The sequence below is a fragment of the Desulfovibrio sp. JC010 genome (genome assembly GCF_010470675.1).
Taxonomy (GTDB): Bacteria; Desulfobacterota; Desulfovibrionia; order Desulfovibrionales; family Desulfovibrionaceae; genus Maridesulfovibrio.
On sequence record NZ_VOIQ01000004.1, the window covers coordinates 233,690 to 249,420 of the forward strand.

General features: G+C 49.7%; 14 protein-coding genes. 6 read left to right on the top strand and 8 right to left on the bottom strand.

Annotation, left to right across the window (positions count from 1 at the left end):
• Positions 1-47 precede the first annotated feature (47 nt).
• From FMR86_RS06460 to FMR86_RS06475, 4 genes are all read right to left on the bottom strand, one after another.
• Complete coding sequence (locus FMR86_RS06460; protein WP_163350271.1) at positions 48-1,823, bottom strand: aldehyde ferredoxin oxidoreductase N-terminal domain-containing protein; 1,776 nt, start codon at positions 1,821-1,823, stop codon at positions 48-50.
• 2 nt (positions 1,824-1,825) lie between these two features.
• Positions 1,826-2,242, bottom strand: a complete 417-nt coding sequence (locus FMR86_RS06465; RefSeq protein WP_163350272.1) for a 4Fe-4S binding protein — start codon at positions 2,240-2,242, stop codon at positions 1,826-1,828.
• A 275-nt stretch (positions 2,243-2,517) separates the two neighbouring features.
• Complete coding sequence (locus FMR86_RS06470) at positions 2,518-3,441, bottom strand: ACP S-malonyltransferase (RefSeq protein WP_163350273.1); 924 nt, start codon at positions 3,439-3,441, stop codon at positions 2,518-2,520.
• A gap of 176 nt (positions 3,442-3,617) precedes the next feature.
• Positions 3,618-3,977 (bottom strand): response regulator, encoded by a 360-nt coding sequence (locus tag FMR86_RS06475; protein WP_163350274.1) that lies wholly within the window; start codon positions 3,975-3,977, stop codon positions 3,618-3,620.
• Between the two features lie 421 nt (positions 3,978-4,398).
• On the opposite strand from FMR86_RS06475, the gene FMR86_RS06480 reads away from it, so the two are divergent.
• The 3 genes from FMR86_RS06480 to FMR86_RS06490 all read left to right on the top strand — a co-directional run bounded on the left by FMR86_RS06480 (position 4,399) and on the right by FMR86_RS06490 (position 6,905).
• Complete coding sequence (locus FMR86_RS06480) at positions 4,399-5,907, top strand: sodium-dependent transporter (protein WP_163350275.1); 1,509 nt, start codon at positions 4,399-4,401, stop codon at positions 5,905-5,907.
• A gap of 3 nt (positions 5,908-5,910) precedes the next feature.
• Positions 5,911-6,006 carry a MetS family NSS transporter small subunit gene (locus tag FMR86_RS06485; RefSeq protein ID WP_015853623.1) on the top strand — a complete coding sequence of 32 codons (96 nt, stop codon included), beginning with the start codon at positions 5,911-5,913 and terminating at the stop codon, positions 6,004-6,006.
• Positions 6,007-6,395: 389 nt separating this feature from the next.
• A complete protein-coding gene (locus tag FMR86_RS06490; RefSeq protein WP_163350276.1) occupies positions 6,396-6,905 on the top strand; it encodes a nitroreductase family protein in 510 nt (169 codons plus the stop codon).
• A gap of 65 nt (positions 6,906-6,970) precedes the next feature.
• Here FMR86_RS06490 and FMR86_RS06495 read toward each other — a convergent pair whose 3' ends face one another.
• The 4 genes from FMR86_RS06495 to FMR86_RS06510 all read right to left on the bottom strand — a co-directional run bounded on the left by FMR86_RS06495 (position 6,971) and on the right by FMR86_RS06510 (position 10,243).
• The gene (locus FMR86_RS06495; protein ID WP_163350277.1) at positions 6,971-8,236 is read right to left on the bottom strand and encodes a type II toxin-antitoxin system HipA family toxin; all 1,266 of its coding nucleotides are present in this window, start codon (positions 8,234-8,236) and stop codon (positions 6,971-6,973) included.
• A gap of 2 nt (positions 8,237-8,238) precedes the next feature.
• Positions 8,239-8,466, bottom strand: coding sequence for a helix-turn-helix domain-containing protein (locus FMR86_RS06500; protein ID WP_163350278.1), 228 nt, complete (start codon positions 8,464-8,466; stop codon positions 8,239-8,241).
• 130 nt (positions 8,467-8,596) lie between these two features.
• Positions 8,597-9,286 carry a dienelactone hydrolase family protein gene (locus FMR86_RS06505; RefSeq protein ID WP_163350279.1) on the bottom strand — a complete coding sequence of 230 codons (690 nt, stop codon included), beginning with the start codon at positions 9,284-9,286 and terminating at the stop codon, positions 8,597-8,599.
• Positions 9,287-9,292: 6 nt separating this feature from the next.
• Positions 9,293-10,243, bottom strand: coding sequence for a cation diffusion facilitator family transporter (locus tag FMR86_RS06510; RefSeq protein ID WP_163350280.1), 951 nt, complete (start codon positions 10,241-10,243; stop codon positions 9,293-9,295).
• A gap of 404 nt (positions 10,244-10,647) precedes the next feature.
• Here FMR86_RS06510 and sstT point away from each other — a divergent pair, with 404 nt between their 5' ends.
• The 3 genes from sstT (at position 10,648) to FMR86_RS06525 (ending at position 15,711) form a co-directional block, all read left to right on the top strand.
• Positions 10,648-11,889, top strand: coding sequence for a serine/threonine transporter SstT (gene sstT, locus FMR86_RS06515; protein WP_163350281.1), 1,242 nt, complete (start codon positions 10,648-10,650; stop codon positions 11,887-11,889).
• A 335-nt stretch (positions 11,890-12,224) separates the two neighbouring features.
• Positions 12,225-15,044: a DEAD/DEAH box helicase gene (locus tag FMR86_RS06520; RefSeq protein ID WP_163350331.1), complete on the top strand. Its 2,820-nt coding sequence runs from the start codon at positions 12,225-12,227 to the stop codon at positions 15,042-15,044.
• A gap of 10 nt (positions 15,045-15,054) precedes the next feature.
• Positions 15,055-15,711: a toxin-antitoxin system YwqK family antitoxin gene (locus tag FMR86_RS06525; protein ID WP_163350282.1), complete on the top strand. Its 657-nt coding sequence runs from the start codon at positions 15,055-15,057 to the stop codon at positions 15,709-15,711.
• The last annotated feature ends 20 nt before the right edge of the window (positions 15,712-15,731 follow it).

Below are 15,731 nucleotides of genomic sequence, written 5' to 3' on the forward strand. Positions count from 1 at the left end.
AGATAACTAACCAAACAGCGCCTGCTTGGCAAGTACTTTTTTTAATTTTATTCATTTTTTTTCAGACCGAGACCCCCGAGAGCCTCATCCGAGACCAGTTCGCAAATTCTGCGCCCATATTCATATTTCAATTTTTCCAGATATTCCGGGTCTGTTTTGCCCTTCCAAGTGGTTATTTCATGGTAACGCTTGGGGATGCTGATCTTCTGCGGATCATATCCGGTTTCAAAACGTATTTTCCAACGCATGGCCCGGACCCTTTCCCCGATAAGATCCATATTTTCAGCTATTTCATCATAACCTACGGACTTCAAACATTCGGCAAGGACCTCATCCTTGTAGACCCCGCGCCCGAAGAGACAGGAAACCATGGAAGTCAGGAAGGCCCGTCCGGTTTCATCGCTGATCAGGAAATCACAGACCTCGTCTGCATCCTTGCGGTCGTTCTTCTGGTCCCAGGAATACCCCCCGGAATCCAGATGGGAATGACGAAAGCCCAGTCCTTCGGCAACGTAGAATGCTTCTCCCGTGGCATACCCGGCCATTTCCTGACCGAGCACGCAGGCAAAGTCCTCTCCGCCATATTTTGCGGCCGCCACCAGAGAACCTTTGCCCAATGCGGTGTAGAATTCATTTTCCGCACTGCCCATGTACTGCACTGCTTTCTTGTAATTTTCAGCGTCACCGAAAGCGAGAGGGATAATTGTTTCAGTCTCACTGACCAGCCCCTTTTCATAAGCCTCGGTAGCCCATGCAAGGGCCACCCCGCCGGACATGACATCCAGCCCGGCCTTTTCCACTTCATCCATGATACCCAGCACCTTAAAGGCGTCAGTCACTCCAAGCATGGACCCGGTGGCGAAAATCGGCTCGTAATCATAAGCCACCTGACGGTAGAGGTACTGGTTATCCTCCATGAATTTTTCGCGCACAAAACCGATATGGATACAGCCCACCGGACATCCGGCGCAGGCCGCATTGCGCAGCAGGGTATCGTCGGCAAATTTCTTTCCGGTAATCCCGCTAATCTCCTCGTCCTTGGTGGCCTGCAGATTGCGCCACGGCAGGGATTCCAGCTCATTGAGTGCGTCCAGATTAGCTGCAGTACCGAGGTTATGGTACTTGCTCATCATGTCGGTGGCGGTCATCTTCTCGTAAACCTGCTGGTAAATCTTGGCATATTCCTTACTTTCCGGCAGTGCAAAGGAACCGTCACCCTGAATGACAATCCCCTTGAGATTCTTGGCCCCCATGACCGCGCCGGAACCCAGCCGCCCGAAATGGCGGTAGGTATCGGCATTGATGCAGGCCATAGCCGAAAGGTTCTCCCCGGCAGGACCGATACGCAGAATGGAGCGATGCCCGGATCCGGGAAACATGGAACGCAGAATTTTGCCGGTACTGAAGACATCCTTCCCGGCCAGAAACTGCACGTCCTTTACTTCCAGATGTTTCATCCCAAGGGAGAGGCAGGATAAACGCTCAGCACGTCCGGTGATGACCAGCGCATCATAATCCGCAAAACGGATGGCCAGTGCCGAACGTCCCCCGGCATGGCTCTCGGCAAACTGGTCGTGGTAGGGAGATTTGAATGAACAGACCGTCTTGCTCATGAGCGGAAACAGTCCGGTCAAAGGACCGATGGAAAAAATGAGCGGCTGGTCCGGATCGTCCCAAGCACGGTCAGCATGCCCGTATTTCTCAAAAAGCAACGCCCCAAGCCCGCTGCCGCCTGCAAATTCGTTGCGTCCGTCAACCTTGACCACCCTGCCTTTGCCGCTGCCCAGATCAACAACGAGGACCCTGAAATAATCACGTATCATTTTTAGTCCCTCCCCTTATCTGATTCAACCAGCTCAAGACATTCATGCGGACAGAATTCAACACAACGCCCGCAATGGATGCACACGTAAGGACGGTCTTTCAAATCCAGATAAATGGCGTCCACCGGGCAGGCTTCCGCGCATTTACCGCAACGGATACAGAGGTCCTTTTTATGGATGACTCCGCCTCCTTTCTTGCGCGCTTTCATGGCCCCGGTGGGGCAGGCTTCAGCACAGGGAGCCGGAGAGCAGGCCAGACAGACCTTGGCCATAAATCCGGTGGAAAGTCCGCCGGAAGAAGCAATCCTGATACCTGCGGTATTCCACGACAAAAGTTTATGCACCAGCCGGGCGCAGGCAAAGGAACAGGAATGGCAGCCTATGCAGCGTTCCATGCGGGAAGCAGTCAATGTTTTCATATGGTCTCCGGGAAATATATTGATTGGTGACACCAAGAAAATCAGAAGATGATTTTAACACAGCCCTGTTAAATTAAAAACACTATTCGGAAACGGGGATTATACTATTTGAGACATAAAAAACAGGCTGCCGAAAATCGACAGCCCGTTTATATAATTCGGTGGCGAAGCCCTACTAAAACGTTTTGGGATTCTTAAACCCTTTTGGAAAAGGGTTTAAGTCGCCGGAGGCAAAATCAATTCATCAAAAGCGCAAAGCGCATCTAGTATCTTTCTTACTTAAAAGCGTCAGCCTGTTCCAGATTGCCGATGCCTTTTCCTTCGTATTCCTTGCCCTTGAGGTTGGCCACCAGCAGTTTGGTCAGCACGCCTTTGGGCCCCAGTTCGAGGAAGTTGCGTGCTCCGGCAGCGTACTGGTTGGTTACGATTTCAATCCAGCGCACGGAGGAGGTCATCTGGGAAGACATGATCTTCTTGATTTCTTCAGGGTTGGACTGTGCAGCGGCAGTGACATTGAAGTAAACAGGAAATGCGGGTCCGTTCCAATCCAGTTTGCCGAGGTAGGCAGCGAATTCATCAGCTGCTTCCTGAATGAGCGGGCTGTGGAATGCGCCGCTGACCGGCAGGGGAATTGCGCGGCCTTTCTTTTCCTTGATCACGGTTCCGGCGGCCTCGATGGCTGCTTTTTCACCGCTGATCACATACTGGGCCGGGGAGTTGTAGTTGGCTACACGCAGTTCTTTTCCGGTTTCGGATGCACCGAACTCAACAGCTTCTTCCACTGCAGCCTGATCCATTTTGAGCACAGCGGCCATGCCGTGATCTTCGTTGGCAACCTGAGACATAAGTTTACCGCGCAGGGAAACAGCCTTGATGGTGTCTTCAATGGAAAGAACGCCGGAAGCACCGAGGGAGGCAAATTCACCGAGACTGTGCCCGGCAGTTGCCGCAGGCTTGAGGCTTTCCTTGAGGTAAGACCAGATGGACAGGTTGACCACGGTCAGGCCGGGCTGCAGGGCATCGGTCTTGGCCATATCTGCGGCATCACCTTCCCAGTAGATTTCACGCAGGGGCAGGCCGGACTCGGCTTCAGCAAACTTCCACATATCCATGGCAGCAGACCATTTTTCAGCAAGATCACGGCCCATGCCGGGTTCCTGAGAACCCTGACCGGGAAAAAGTATAGATAAATCAGACATGTTAAATACTCCTTAAATTGATACCGGGACTGTCCGGCTATATATAATGAACATATAAATGCACTTTCACGCAGGAAAACTGCCTCTAAAAAGCAGATTTACCCTGCTTATTCAAGCTCAAATTAAAATACACCTGCGTATTTTTCTGCTGCCTTTATTCAATTTTAATGCGTCAGCTAAGTTTCCAATACTGTAGCGACTTTGGCTTCCAGCTCTTCTTTATCAATGGGCTTGACGCAATATTCGTTGGCCCCGTGCTTAAGGGATTCGCGGGCGGTTTCAAGGGTCGGATACCCGGTAAGCATGATCACTTTCAGTTCCGGAAGGATTTTTTTCATTTCCTCCAGAACTTCCACCCCGGTCATCTTCTTGAGCTTAATATCAAGGATAGCCAGCTCGACATTGTTGCCGTCCACAAATGCAAGGGCCTCTTCCTCTTCGGAAAAAACACTCACTTCATGCCCCTTGCGTTCCAGAATGCGCTTGAGGAGTATGCCTGCGTCCACAACATCATCAAGAACAAGAATATGTGCCATAACGACTCCTTAAAGTTATCCGGCAAAGCATAATATCAACATGGGCTTTAGTCGAGCACTCTGTTTTGAGCACTCTTCTGCTCCCATGTAGGAACAGTAAAATTTTTGGATTGTTTCCAGTAAAATGCTATTTCCGAATATTTTCTTTAATGCAGCTTTTGTTTTCGATACACGAAAAATATACATGTATAAATTTCATTTTTCTTATTTATACATTTTAGATATGCAAAATAATATTGCGACTACACTCAAACTCCAATCGATTCCGGAAATCAGCTGCCGAATTTGATGGACAATAATCGAAATGTATTCTATGCGGTATGCTCAATTGTGCGTTTAGCACATTTTACATATAGTTTTTGCTGATTCAGTAAAATGGTTGCTGATTTCAGTTGGTTTTTTCTTAAGGAGTTCAAACAACATGCAAAAAAGAGAAACTTGGGGTTCCCGTTCCGGATTCATTCTGGCTGCGGTAGGCTCTGCAATCGGGTTGGGTAACATCTGGCGTTTTCCCTACATGGTTTATGAAAACGGCGGTGGTGCATTCCTCATCCCTTACTTTGTGGCAATGCTTGCTGCGGGTATCCCCTTCATGATCCTTGAATTCGGTCTCGGCCAGAAATTCAAGGGTTCCGCGCCAAAAATTTTCTCATCCATTTCCAGAAAATGGGAATGGCTCGGCTGGTGGCAGGTAGTGGTATCATTCATCATTGCCTCTTATTATGTAGTAGTTATCGCATGGGCGATGAACTACGTGGGCCTTGCCTTCACTCAAGGATGGGGAGACGCTCCCAAGGACTTCTTCTTCGGAAGCTTCCTCGGTCTGACCGATTCCCCCATGAACATGGGCAACGTGCAGGGTTCCATCTTCCTGGCAACTGCCGCAGCCTGGGCATTCACCTTTGTTGCCTTATTTACCGGGGTTAAGGCCGGTATTGAAAGGGTCAACAAGATCTTCATGCCCCTTCTCTTCCTGCTTGTGTTTATCTTCATCGGCAGAGGGCTCATGCTTCCCGGTGCCATGGACGGCCTGAACTGGCTCTTCAAGCCTGATTTTGCAGCCATCATGGACGGCAAAGTCTGGGCTGACGCATTCGGCCAGATCTTCTTCAGCCTCTCTATCGGCTTCGGTATCATGCTGTCCTACTCCAGCTACCTGCCCAAAGAGTCCGACATCAACAACAACGCCTGCATGACTGTATTCATCAACTGCGGATTCAGTATCATCTCCGGTATCATGATCTTCAGTGTGCTTGGCTACATGGCCCAGCAGCAGGGCGTGCCCATCAAGGATGTTGCCGGTGCAGGCGTTGGTCTGGCATTTGTCACCCTGCCCACCGCAATCAACCTGATGCCCGCTCCCGCCTTCTTCGGTGTGCTCTTTTTCGCAGCACTCACAGTAGCAGGCCTTTCTTCCATGATTTCCATCAACGAAGTTGTGGCTTCTTCCGTCATCGATAAATTCGGTGTTTCCCGCAAGAAAGCAGTTTCCATCTGTTGCGCTCTCGGCTTTCTGGTAAGTCTGGTTTTCACCACCGGCGGCGGCCTGCTGCTGCTGGATATTGTTGACCACTTTGTCAACAACTTCGGTATCCTCATTGGCGGATTCCTTGAAATCGTATTCATCGCCTGGTTCTGCAACCTCGATGAAATGCGCGTTCACGTGAACAAAACCTCTGAAATCACCGTCGGCAACCTCTGGCTGAACAGCCTGCGCTTTGTGGTTCCGGCCATGCTCGGGTTCATGATCGCAACCAACTTCATCGGTGACATCTCCAAGAACTACGGTGGATACTCCAACACAGCCATCATCGCATTCGGCTGGGCATCCCTTGCCCTCTGCCTTGCTGTGGGCTTTGCGCTTTCCAGCAGAGAAAGTGCATTTGCCAATGTATCTTCCACCAACAGTGACTTCCTCAAAAGGAGATAGAACATGACTACCAGCGCAATCATCATGATGCTCTTCGGTCTCGGTATTACCTGGGGCGGAGCAATCGCCTGTTTCCGTATTGCTTTTAAAAACAAATAGCAGTTCGGACAGAAATAAAAATCAAAGAAAGGGTGCACCTCGTAAGAAGTGCACCCTTTCTTCTTTAGGAAAGGATAGGCGGTGCCGAACGGTTTAGCGAGGGAGGAGAACGGCACCGCCAAGGGGTTGGACTGCAAAATAACCAAAAGTATTTCAGACCAAATCAGGGGTGTGATTATGGATAGAATATAACAATAGAGATTTTAATCAAGCACTATTTAAAATTAATCATACTCCTGCATAAATATTTAAAGCAAATCCGATTCCCTCCTGCCATATCAGAAGAAAGGACAAGTCTTATATTCAGACAAAAAGATGATCCGCTTTTTCGCAGCGTCGTGCTATAAAGTGACATTCATGAAATCAAACCATTAACGGAGATAATAAAAATGGATGTATTTGAAGCTATTTATTCCCGCAGAAGCGTAAGAAAATTCGAAGATAAACCTGTTTCCGAAGAAGACATCAAAGACCTTCTCGGTGCAGCCATGATGGCTCCCAGCGCAGGCAACCAGCAGCCCTGGCAGTTCATTGTGGTGGACGACAAGGAAAAACAGACCGCCATCACCAAGATCAATGAATATGCCCCTATGGCCGATAAAGCACCCATCGGTATTCTGGTCTGCGGTGATACCAGCCTTGAAAAATATGCCGGATACTGGGTGCAGGATTGCTCCGCAGCCATTCAGAATATGTTGCTGGCTGTTCACGCCAAGGGGCTCGGCGCAGTCTGGACCGGAATCGCCCCCATGGAAGACAGAATTGAAGGCTTCAAAAAACTTTTCAACCTGCCCGAATCCGTAATCCCGCTGGGCTACATCGTCATCGGCCACCCCGGCCACGCATCCAAAAAACTGGACCGTTACAAAGAAGAAAGGGTTCGCCGCAACAGCTGGTAGGAACTTGTTATATATATGTTCTCTGGAACCCCCCGGTGCTTGAATTCAGGTGCCGGGGGTTTTTGTTAATTCAGTCGGATAGCAAGTTTACTTGTATACTTTTCAATGTGCGTAATAATTTTTCCAATGCACTGCTGCTCATCATAAAGTTGCGGCCATGTTTCCTGAATTTGCTTTGCGGTCTTTTCTGCTGCTTCAGGAAGCTGTTTGACTATCTGCAGGCAATGTTTGCGCACGGTCTTGAACGGAATATTTATTTCATCCGCAAATCGTTCCCAATGACGCTCCTGAATCCAATCCGGTCTGTTTTCGCGTCCGATTTTCATAGCCAGCCTGTCGCTGGTATTTTCGTAAATGATTGTGGATAGCAGATCGTAATACGGAGCAAGGGTCGGGGCTGCATGGGTGTAAAGTAGAGAAAAATTCTTACCATGCGCGTCCATGTTGCCGATGCAGTAATTAAAAATAAACATGCGCAACAGGGAAAGCCGATCTTTTGCAGGCTGGGCTGAGAAATCCTGTAAAATATGAAAACACTGCCCGGCGTTAACTCCACCATCAGCCTCGTATTTCTGATGTGCGGAAAGCCCTAGTGCCTGACAGAAATCCTCCTGATGCAAACGCTGCATGCCGTCCTTCTGCAACCTGCGGTCATATCGAGATATGCAGAATAGAAATGAGTCATCAAACGGCAACGGCATAACATCCGGCACAGCAAAATCCATGTTTTTTGCCAGCAACATGCAAAACAACTCATTGGCAACAGTATCGGGAAAATCGCGCATGGGAGGTTTGACGATGTGGGTGCTTGGTAATCCGCCCTGCGGTATGGCGATGATTTCACCATCATAATAAATAGGCAGTTTCTGCTGCGCGCCGGCAAGTGAAAGGCGTATACCTTCTTTCTCCACCAAAAAAGGACGTTGCGGAAGTTCATTAACCAGATCTACAAATTTGGGCAGTGTAAGTGCCTTATATTCAGGGATTGTCTGCTCTAAGCCATGTTCACCCTTTTTTTCTGTATACAGAGAAATCCGTCCGGCACACTCACCACCTAAAGACTCAAGCAAAGCCCGGCTGTTTTCTTCCGAAACCCCTAAACGTCTGGCAATGACCGTACGAAGACTTGATTCAGGCAGAAGGTTACTGAAATAATTATATACAAGTTCAGCAATGAATGGTTCTTCCTGTAAGGGCATTGAACATGAAAGATTGAAGCTAGTCTTGGACTGCAGCCACTCATCACTGTAGCTGAAGCTCCATTCAGAAACCTTCGCAGGGCAATAAAGCGTTCCCAGCAAAATTTCAGCGTCATATACGTAAAGATACACTGCTAAAGACCTTCATCTTTGCGGGTGGATAGATGCATTGTGATACCTAATCCCTCCATTACAGTGAAGATTTTACCAATCTGGGCTGTTTCCTTACCTCGTTCCAAATCAACAAGAAATTTTTTGCTGGCAAAGACAAGATCAGTCAACTCTTCCTGAGTAATCCCTTCTTCCTTGCGGCAAGAACGAATAAATGCGCCAAGTTCTTCTGGAGATGAAATTTTGCTCATAAAAAACTCTCCTAAAAAGTGTACGATCGGTTACTTTTACAGACAAAAAGGCAAAAAAGTCAACAAAAGTGTACGATCGGTTACTTTTTCTAAAAACAAAGCACAACACGCGCAAATAGTAACCGTTCGGTTACTTTTCACCAATCCAACCCAGCACCTTCCCCCACATTTCTTCCGCCAACCGTTCATCAAACCCCTCATCTTCGGGGTTCGCAAAGCCGTGCTGTGCATCGTCAAGCCGGATCAGCTCATACTCTACGCCCGCATCATTCATTTCATTTTCAAACATATGCAAGTGCTCTTCAGGAACCACGGGATCACTATTTACATGGACCACAAGCAGCGGGCATTTTATATCTTTTGTGGAAACGGGATGAGTAGTATCCAGATAACCGTACACTGATGCCGCACCTTTCAAATCAGCCCCGGTGCGGGCCAGCTCCAATGCCGCACCTCCTCCGAATGAGAAGCCGAGAGCATAAACCCGGGATGGATCAATATCCGGTTGACCACACAAAGCAGCAAGGCAAGCCTTGGCCCGCTCACGCATAAGCAAACGGTTATTGCGATAGATGCGGTGAGTGGTGCGTGCTTCATCTATAGTAGAAGGACGATTGCGGACTCCATAGAAATCAACAGCAAGTACAGCATATCCTGCTGCGGCCAGTCTGCGGGCATGGTCGACTGTTGCTTCAGTCAGCCCGGTATATTCATGGAAAAGCAGCACAGCCGGAAATGGTCCTTTGCCATCAGGAAGCAACAGAATGGATTCAAGTTCTGTATCCAGATGGATGTGATTGATTTTACACTTTATAACCATCAGCAACTATTCCTTTTCCCCAAGCTTTTCATTCAGCCGGATCATGGAACCGCATAGCCCTCCGGTCTCCTCACAATCGTAGGAAGCAGCATCTTCCTTTGGCTCCACATGAATGGTCACATGGCAATTCCTCAAATCCGATTTGATACAGTCTTCAATTTCATTACATAAATCATGGGAGACGGTAATGGTGGATTCCCCGGGCAGCAACAGGTGGAAATCCACAAAACGCTGCGATCCGGCCTTGCGGGTACGCAGGCCATGGTAGAGTGCATCTTCACCTGCGCAACTGCGGATGGCGGAATCTATGACCATCAGCTCTTTACGGGGCAGGGTGTTGTCCATAAGTCCGGAATAGGATTTTTTAATCAGGGAGAATCCGGTGAAAACAATATTTGCGGCCATAATCATGGCAATGAGCGGATCAATGAAGGCCCACGACGGCGGGGTAAAGAGCATGATACCTAGCCCGGCAACCAATCCCACAGAAGTCCAGACATCGGTCAGCAGGTGTTTGGCGTCAGCTTCTAGAATGATGGAATCGTGCACCTTAGCACCTTTGAGCATAATCTTGGCAGTGACGAAATTCACCACTGACGAAAGCAATGCTATACCCAGACCCAAGCCGAGATTCAGCGGCACTGCCGGATTCATAAATCTTTCCACCGAGGCATAGACAATCCCCACGGCGGCCACGAGGATAAGCATCCCTTCCGCACCGCTGGAAAAATACTCCGCCTTGCCGTGACCGTAGGCATGCTGCTCATCAGCCGGCTTCAGGGCCAGAGTCAGGGTTGCCAATGCGAAAAGCGCAGCCGAAAGGTTGACCAGAGTTTCCAATGCATCGGAAAGCAGCCCCACTGAATCAGTAACGTACCAGGCCCATGTTTTAAGGATCATGGTGATAATCGAAGCCGCAATCGAGTAGTAAATGTACTTCCGAGGTGATTCTGCCATGCTTTTTTCCTGTTTTACTGTTTAAATTCCATATTTTTTATTTGATAGTTACTCATACAATAAGGTTAGCTATTTTACGTTTTCGTTAAAAATTAAGCTATTTTTTAATTAATCCGGAAAAACAGACTGTACATTTTTCGATATCGACCCATATTAACCTAATGCACTGTTTGAACATTCATTCAGTTTCACAATTGAAATCGGCAACAATACAATATTAACCCAATGTTGCGCAACTATCTATGCTTGTGTTTTGCTTATTAATTTTTTGCTGAATACGAAAAAAACATAGCCTCAAATTAATCAATGGCTTATTTTAAACAAATTTGTTGACAACTTTCACAACATCTACCTATGAGGAAGCCGTCTAGCATAAATTTTTTTTTAAAACACGGGGGATAAACATGACTCAAACTTCCAACATCTTTAAGCGCATTGCATCCGGCAGTCTGGTAGTCCAGATCATGGTCGGTATTGCAGCAGGTATAGCTCTGGCAACCGTTGCTCCTGAAGCAGCAAATTCCGTAAGCATTCTGGGCAGCCTCTTCGTTAAGGGCTTGAAAGCAGTTGCACCCATTCTTGTTTTCGTAATTGTTGCAGCGTCTATCGCCAACCAGAAGAAAGGCGCACACACCAACATGCGCTCCATTATTTCTCTCTATCTCGTAGGTACTTTCATGGCTGCCCTCGTTGCAGTTACCATGAGCTTCCTCATGCCTACCACCCTGACTCTGGTTGCTACCGACACCAGTGCAACCCCTCCGGGCGGCATTGCTGAAGTTCTGAACACCCTGCTCTTCAAGATCGTGGATAACCCGGTCAACGCCCTCTACACCGGTAACTTCATCGGTATCCTTGCCTGGGCCCTTGCTCTCGGCTTCTTTTTCCAGCATGCAAGCGATTCCACCAAGCAGATGCTCAACGACCTCTCCGACGGCGTTTCCGGCATTGTTAAGCTGGTTATCCGCTTTGCTCCTCTGGGTATTTTCGGTCTGGTATCCAACACCATCGCCACCACCGGTTTTTCCGCACTGGCAGGATATAGCCACCTGATCATGGTTCTGCTCATCTCCATGGGTACCATGGCCCTGATCATCAACCCGGCCATCGTTTTCTTCAAGACCAAGCGCAACCCCTACCCGCTGGTGCTGACCTGCCTGCGTGAATCCGGTATCACCGCATTCTTTACCCGCAGCTCCGCAGCAAACATTCCGGTGAACATGGAACTGTGTAAGAAACTCGACCTGCACGAAGATACTTACTCCGTATCCATCCCGCTGGGTGCTACTGTAAACATGGGCGGCGCGGCTATCACTATCACCGTGATGACCCTTGCTGCTGTTCACACCCTCGGTATTCAGGTTGATATCGCAACCGCACTGCTGCTCAGCCTCATCGCTTCCGTATCCGCATGCGGTGCTTCCGGTGTTGCCGGCGGCTCCCTGCTGCTGATTCCCCTCGCATGTTCCCTGTTCGGCGTTCCCAACGAAATCTCCATGCAGGTTGTTGCTGCAGGTTTCATCGTGGGCGTAATTCAGGACTCCGCTGAGACCGCACTGAACAGCTCCACCGACGTTATCTTCACCGCAGCTGCCGACATCGCAGCCAAACGCGGCGAAGTTGCAGCTGAAACTGTAAAGGCATAAAACAATGCCTCCGGCGGCTTAAACCCTTTTATTTGGGCTTCGCCAACTTAGCTTATAAAAAGGACCGTGTGTTTATTCGCACGGTCCTTTTTTCTTGACGAAATATGATTACATGATGACTCTATTTTCCTGCCACCAACAAAGAAATAAACCTATTTTAACTAATAGGGATTCCAAAGGGGCTTAGCTCCTTTGACCGCCGGAGGCGAAATCTTTTCATGAAAAAGCGCGATAGCGCATCAAGTCAAAGCCCCCGGCAGGGCCGTCGGAGACATCAATTGAGTCATCAAGACAGAATACAGGAATATATAAGCTCGCTGCTTGCTTCACCCACAATGGGTGATCAGGTGGTTCATCACCGGACCATGGACGGGACCGATGCCTCCTACGGAGAGCCGCGCCGCCCTTTTTCGCCGTCCGTGAATTCCGTGCTCAGCTTTCGGGATATTGAACAGCTCTACTCCCATCAGGTTGAAGCAACCGATTACGCCCGCGCCGGACGCAATGTTGTTGTGGCTACGCCCACAGCCAGCGGGAAGACACTCACTTACAATCTGCCCGTGCTGGAACAATGTCTGCGTGATTCTGATTCCCATGCCCTCTACCTTTTTCCGCTCAAAGCCTTGGCGCAGGACCAGCTGAAGACTTTTAATGAGATGGCTGCTCTTTTGCCTGAGCACGTGCGTCCTGAAGCGGCTATCTATGACGGGGATACTTCCCCCTACCGCCGCAAAAAAATCCGCGACACCCCGCCCGCAGTGATCCTGACCAACCCGGAAATGCTCCATCTTTCCATGCTGCCCTATCATGAAAAATGGGCACCCTTTCTCGCCGGACTGACCCATATTGTGGTTGATGAAGTCCATACTTACAGAGGGGTCATGGGTTCGCACATGGCCATGGTTTTCCGCAGGCTGCTTAGAATCTGCAAATATTACGGGGCCGAGCCGTCTTTTATCTTTTCTTCTGCAACCGTGGGCAACCCGGCGGAGCTTTGCCACGACCTCACCGGGCTGGAAGTGAGTCCCATTACTGAATCAGGGGCCGCTTCCGGTAAACGCAATTATATCTTTTTCAATCCGCAGGTTTCGCCCTACAGCGCGGCCATCCAGCTGCTTAAAGCCGGGTTGGCCCGTGGCTTGCGGACTATCGTCTACACCCAATCGCGCAAGATGACCGAGCTCATCGCCATGTGGGTTAATGAAAAGGCCGGGGAATACAAGGATCGCATCAGTGCTTACCGGGCCGGATTCCTGCCTGAAGAACGACGTGAGATCGAACAGAAGATGTCCTCCGGCGAACTGCTGGCGGTGATTTCCACCAGTGCCCTTGAGCTGGGTATCGACATCGGCGGACTCGATCTGTGCATTCTGGTGGGCTACCCCGGATCGGTAATGCAGACCCTTCAACGCGGGGGCCGTGTTGGCCGCAGCCAGCGCGAATCAGCAGTTATCCTCATCGGTCAGGAGGATGCTTTAGATCAATATTTCATGCGCAACCCTGATGACTTCTTTTCCCGTCCGGCGGAAAACGCGGTGCTCAATCCCTACAACCCGGTGATCATGCAGCGTCATCTGGTCTGCGCCGCAGCGGAGCTTACCCTGCGCGACAACGATTACCTGCTCCGTGATGAGAAAATCAGGAAACGGGTCAGCGAGCTGGAAAAAGAAGGCGTGCTCCTGCGCAACAAACGCGGTGATGAAATATACTCCACCCGCAAACGTCCGCATCGCGATGTCTCCCTGCGTGGGGCCGGGGCGACTATGCACATTGAGGATTCTGCCAGCGGTGCCACCATCGGCACCATCGATGAAGTGCGGGCCTACAGTGAAGCTCACGAAGGCGCGGTCTACATCCACCGAGGCTCCACCTACTGCATCAAGGAACTGGATCTCGGAGCCAAGAAAATCAAGGCCGCCAAGGAACGGGTCGGCTACTACACCCGCGCCCGCAAAAATAAATCCACGGAAATTCTTGAAGTCTACGACCAGAAAAAAGTTTTCGGCATTGTCATGCGTTTCGGCAGACTGCGGGTTACCGAACAGGTCACCGGATATGAAAAACGGGCCGTAAAAGGCGGTAAGCTGCTCGGTATCGTACCTCTGGACATGCCTCCGGTGGTCTTCGAGACTCAAGGGTTGTGGATGGAGATTTCCCCGGAAATCAAACGCCGCGCTGAAGAGGATTTTATCCATTTCATGGGCGGCATCCACGCGGTGGAACATGCGGCCATCGGCATCACTCCGCTCATGGTGCTCACCGACCGCAATGACCTCGGCGGTATTTCCACCCCCATGCATGAACAGGTCGACGGTCCGGCGGTCTTCATCTACGACGGTATACCCGGCGGCGCAGGGCTGACCATGCAGGCTTTCGCGCAGGCTGAGGAACTCCTTGAACGCACCCTGCAGGTCATTGTGGATTGCGAATGTGAACTGGGTTGCCCCACCTGTGTGCATTCCCCCAAATGCGGCTCCGGCAACAGACCCATCGATAAAGCTGCGGCCATCTATGTGCTGGAAAATATGGTTAACGGACAACCACCGGAAAAGATTGAGGATTTAGCTATGGTACTGGTTCCCTTCGGCGAAGAGGTAAAAAAGGAAGAAAGCTCCAAAGAACCCAAGAGCTTCGGCGTGCTCGATGTGGAAACCCGTCGCTCCGCACAGGATGTGGGCGGCTGGAACAAGGCCGAACGCATGGGTATCTCCATTGCAGTACTCTACGATTCCACGGAAGATAAATTTTTCGAATATGAAGAAGAACAGATCCCGGATATGATGGAGCGGGTTAAGAATCTGGACCTGATCATCGGCTTCAACATTGAACGGTTCGACTACAAGGTCCTTTCCGGTATTCACGCCTTCAACTACAAAGGTCTGCCCACACTGGACCTGCTGCTCAAGGTTTATGAACGGCTCGGTTACCGCCTCAAGCTGGACAACATTGCTCAGGCCACTCTCGATGCCGCCAAAAGCGCGGACGGATTGCAGGCCCTTGAGTGGTGGAAAGAAGGGCGTCTGGACCTGATCACCGAATACTGCAAGCAGGACGTGGCTGTGACCCGCGATGTCTACCTGTTTGGCAAAGAGCATGGATACGTGCTATTTACAAATAAAGAGAAAAAGAAAGTACGGCTTCCTGTAGACTGGTAAGGAGGTGGCTATGCCCAGAAAGTTGCTGCTTGGTTTGATGGTTCTGTTTTTAGTTCTGCTGACCGCTTGCAGTCAGCAGGAAGCGACTTTCTACGAACTCAGCTTTGAGCAGGATAAAATAATACTAATCGACAGCAATAAGCCTTTCAGCGGCATATATACCGAATATTACGACTCTGGACAGCAGTTTCCCAAAAGCCGGATCATAATAAAAAACGGGGTCATGAACGGCAGGTTCTACCATTATTACCCGGACGGCAAGATGCGTGAAAAGGGAACCAACCGAGACGGTAAAATATACGGTTACCATTCCCTGTACTGGCCCAACGGCAAGATCAAAGAAAAGTTCTTTGTAGGTCGTGACAAGGCCGGATATAACTACGAATATTTTGACAACGGCAAGATCAGGGAAATGCGCCATTACAACGCGCTAAGTCAATTGAACGGAAAATCCTTCACCTTCCACCGCAACGGCAAGGTCAAAGAAGAAATGAACTATCGTGACGGCAAGCGCGACGGCTTACTCATCATCAGGGACAAAGCCGGATTTCTGGTCAAGGTCTTTGAGTATCGCGATGACGTGTTGCAGGAGCGCGCCCGAGAGCATGATGACCTCTCGGATCACTCCAAATATTCAGCCATGGTGACCATGTTTTATAATTTTTAGTGCCTTCGGCGGTGCTTTCA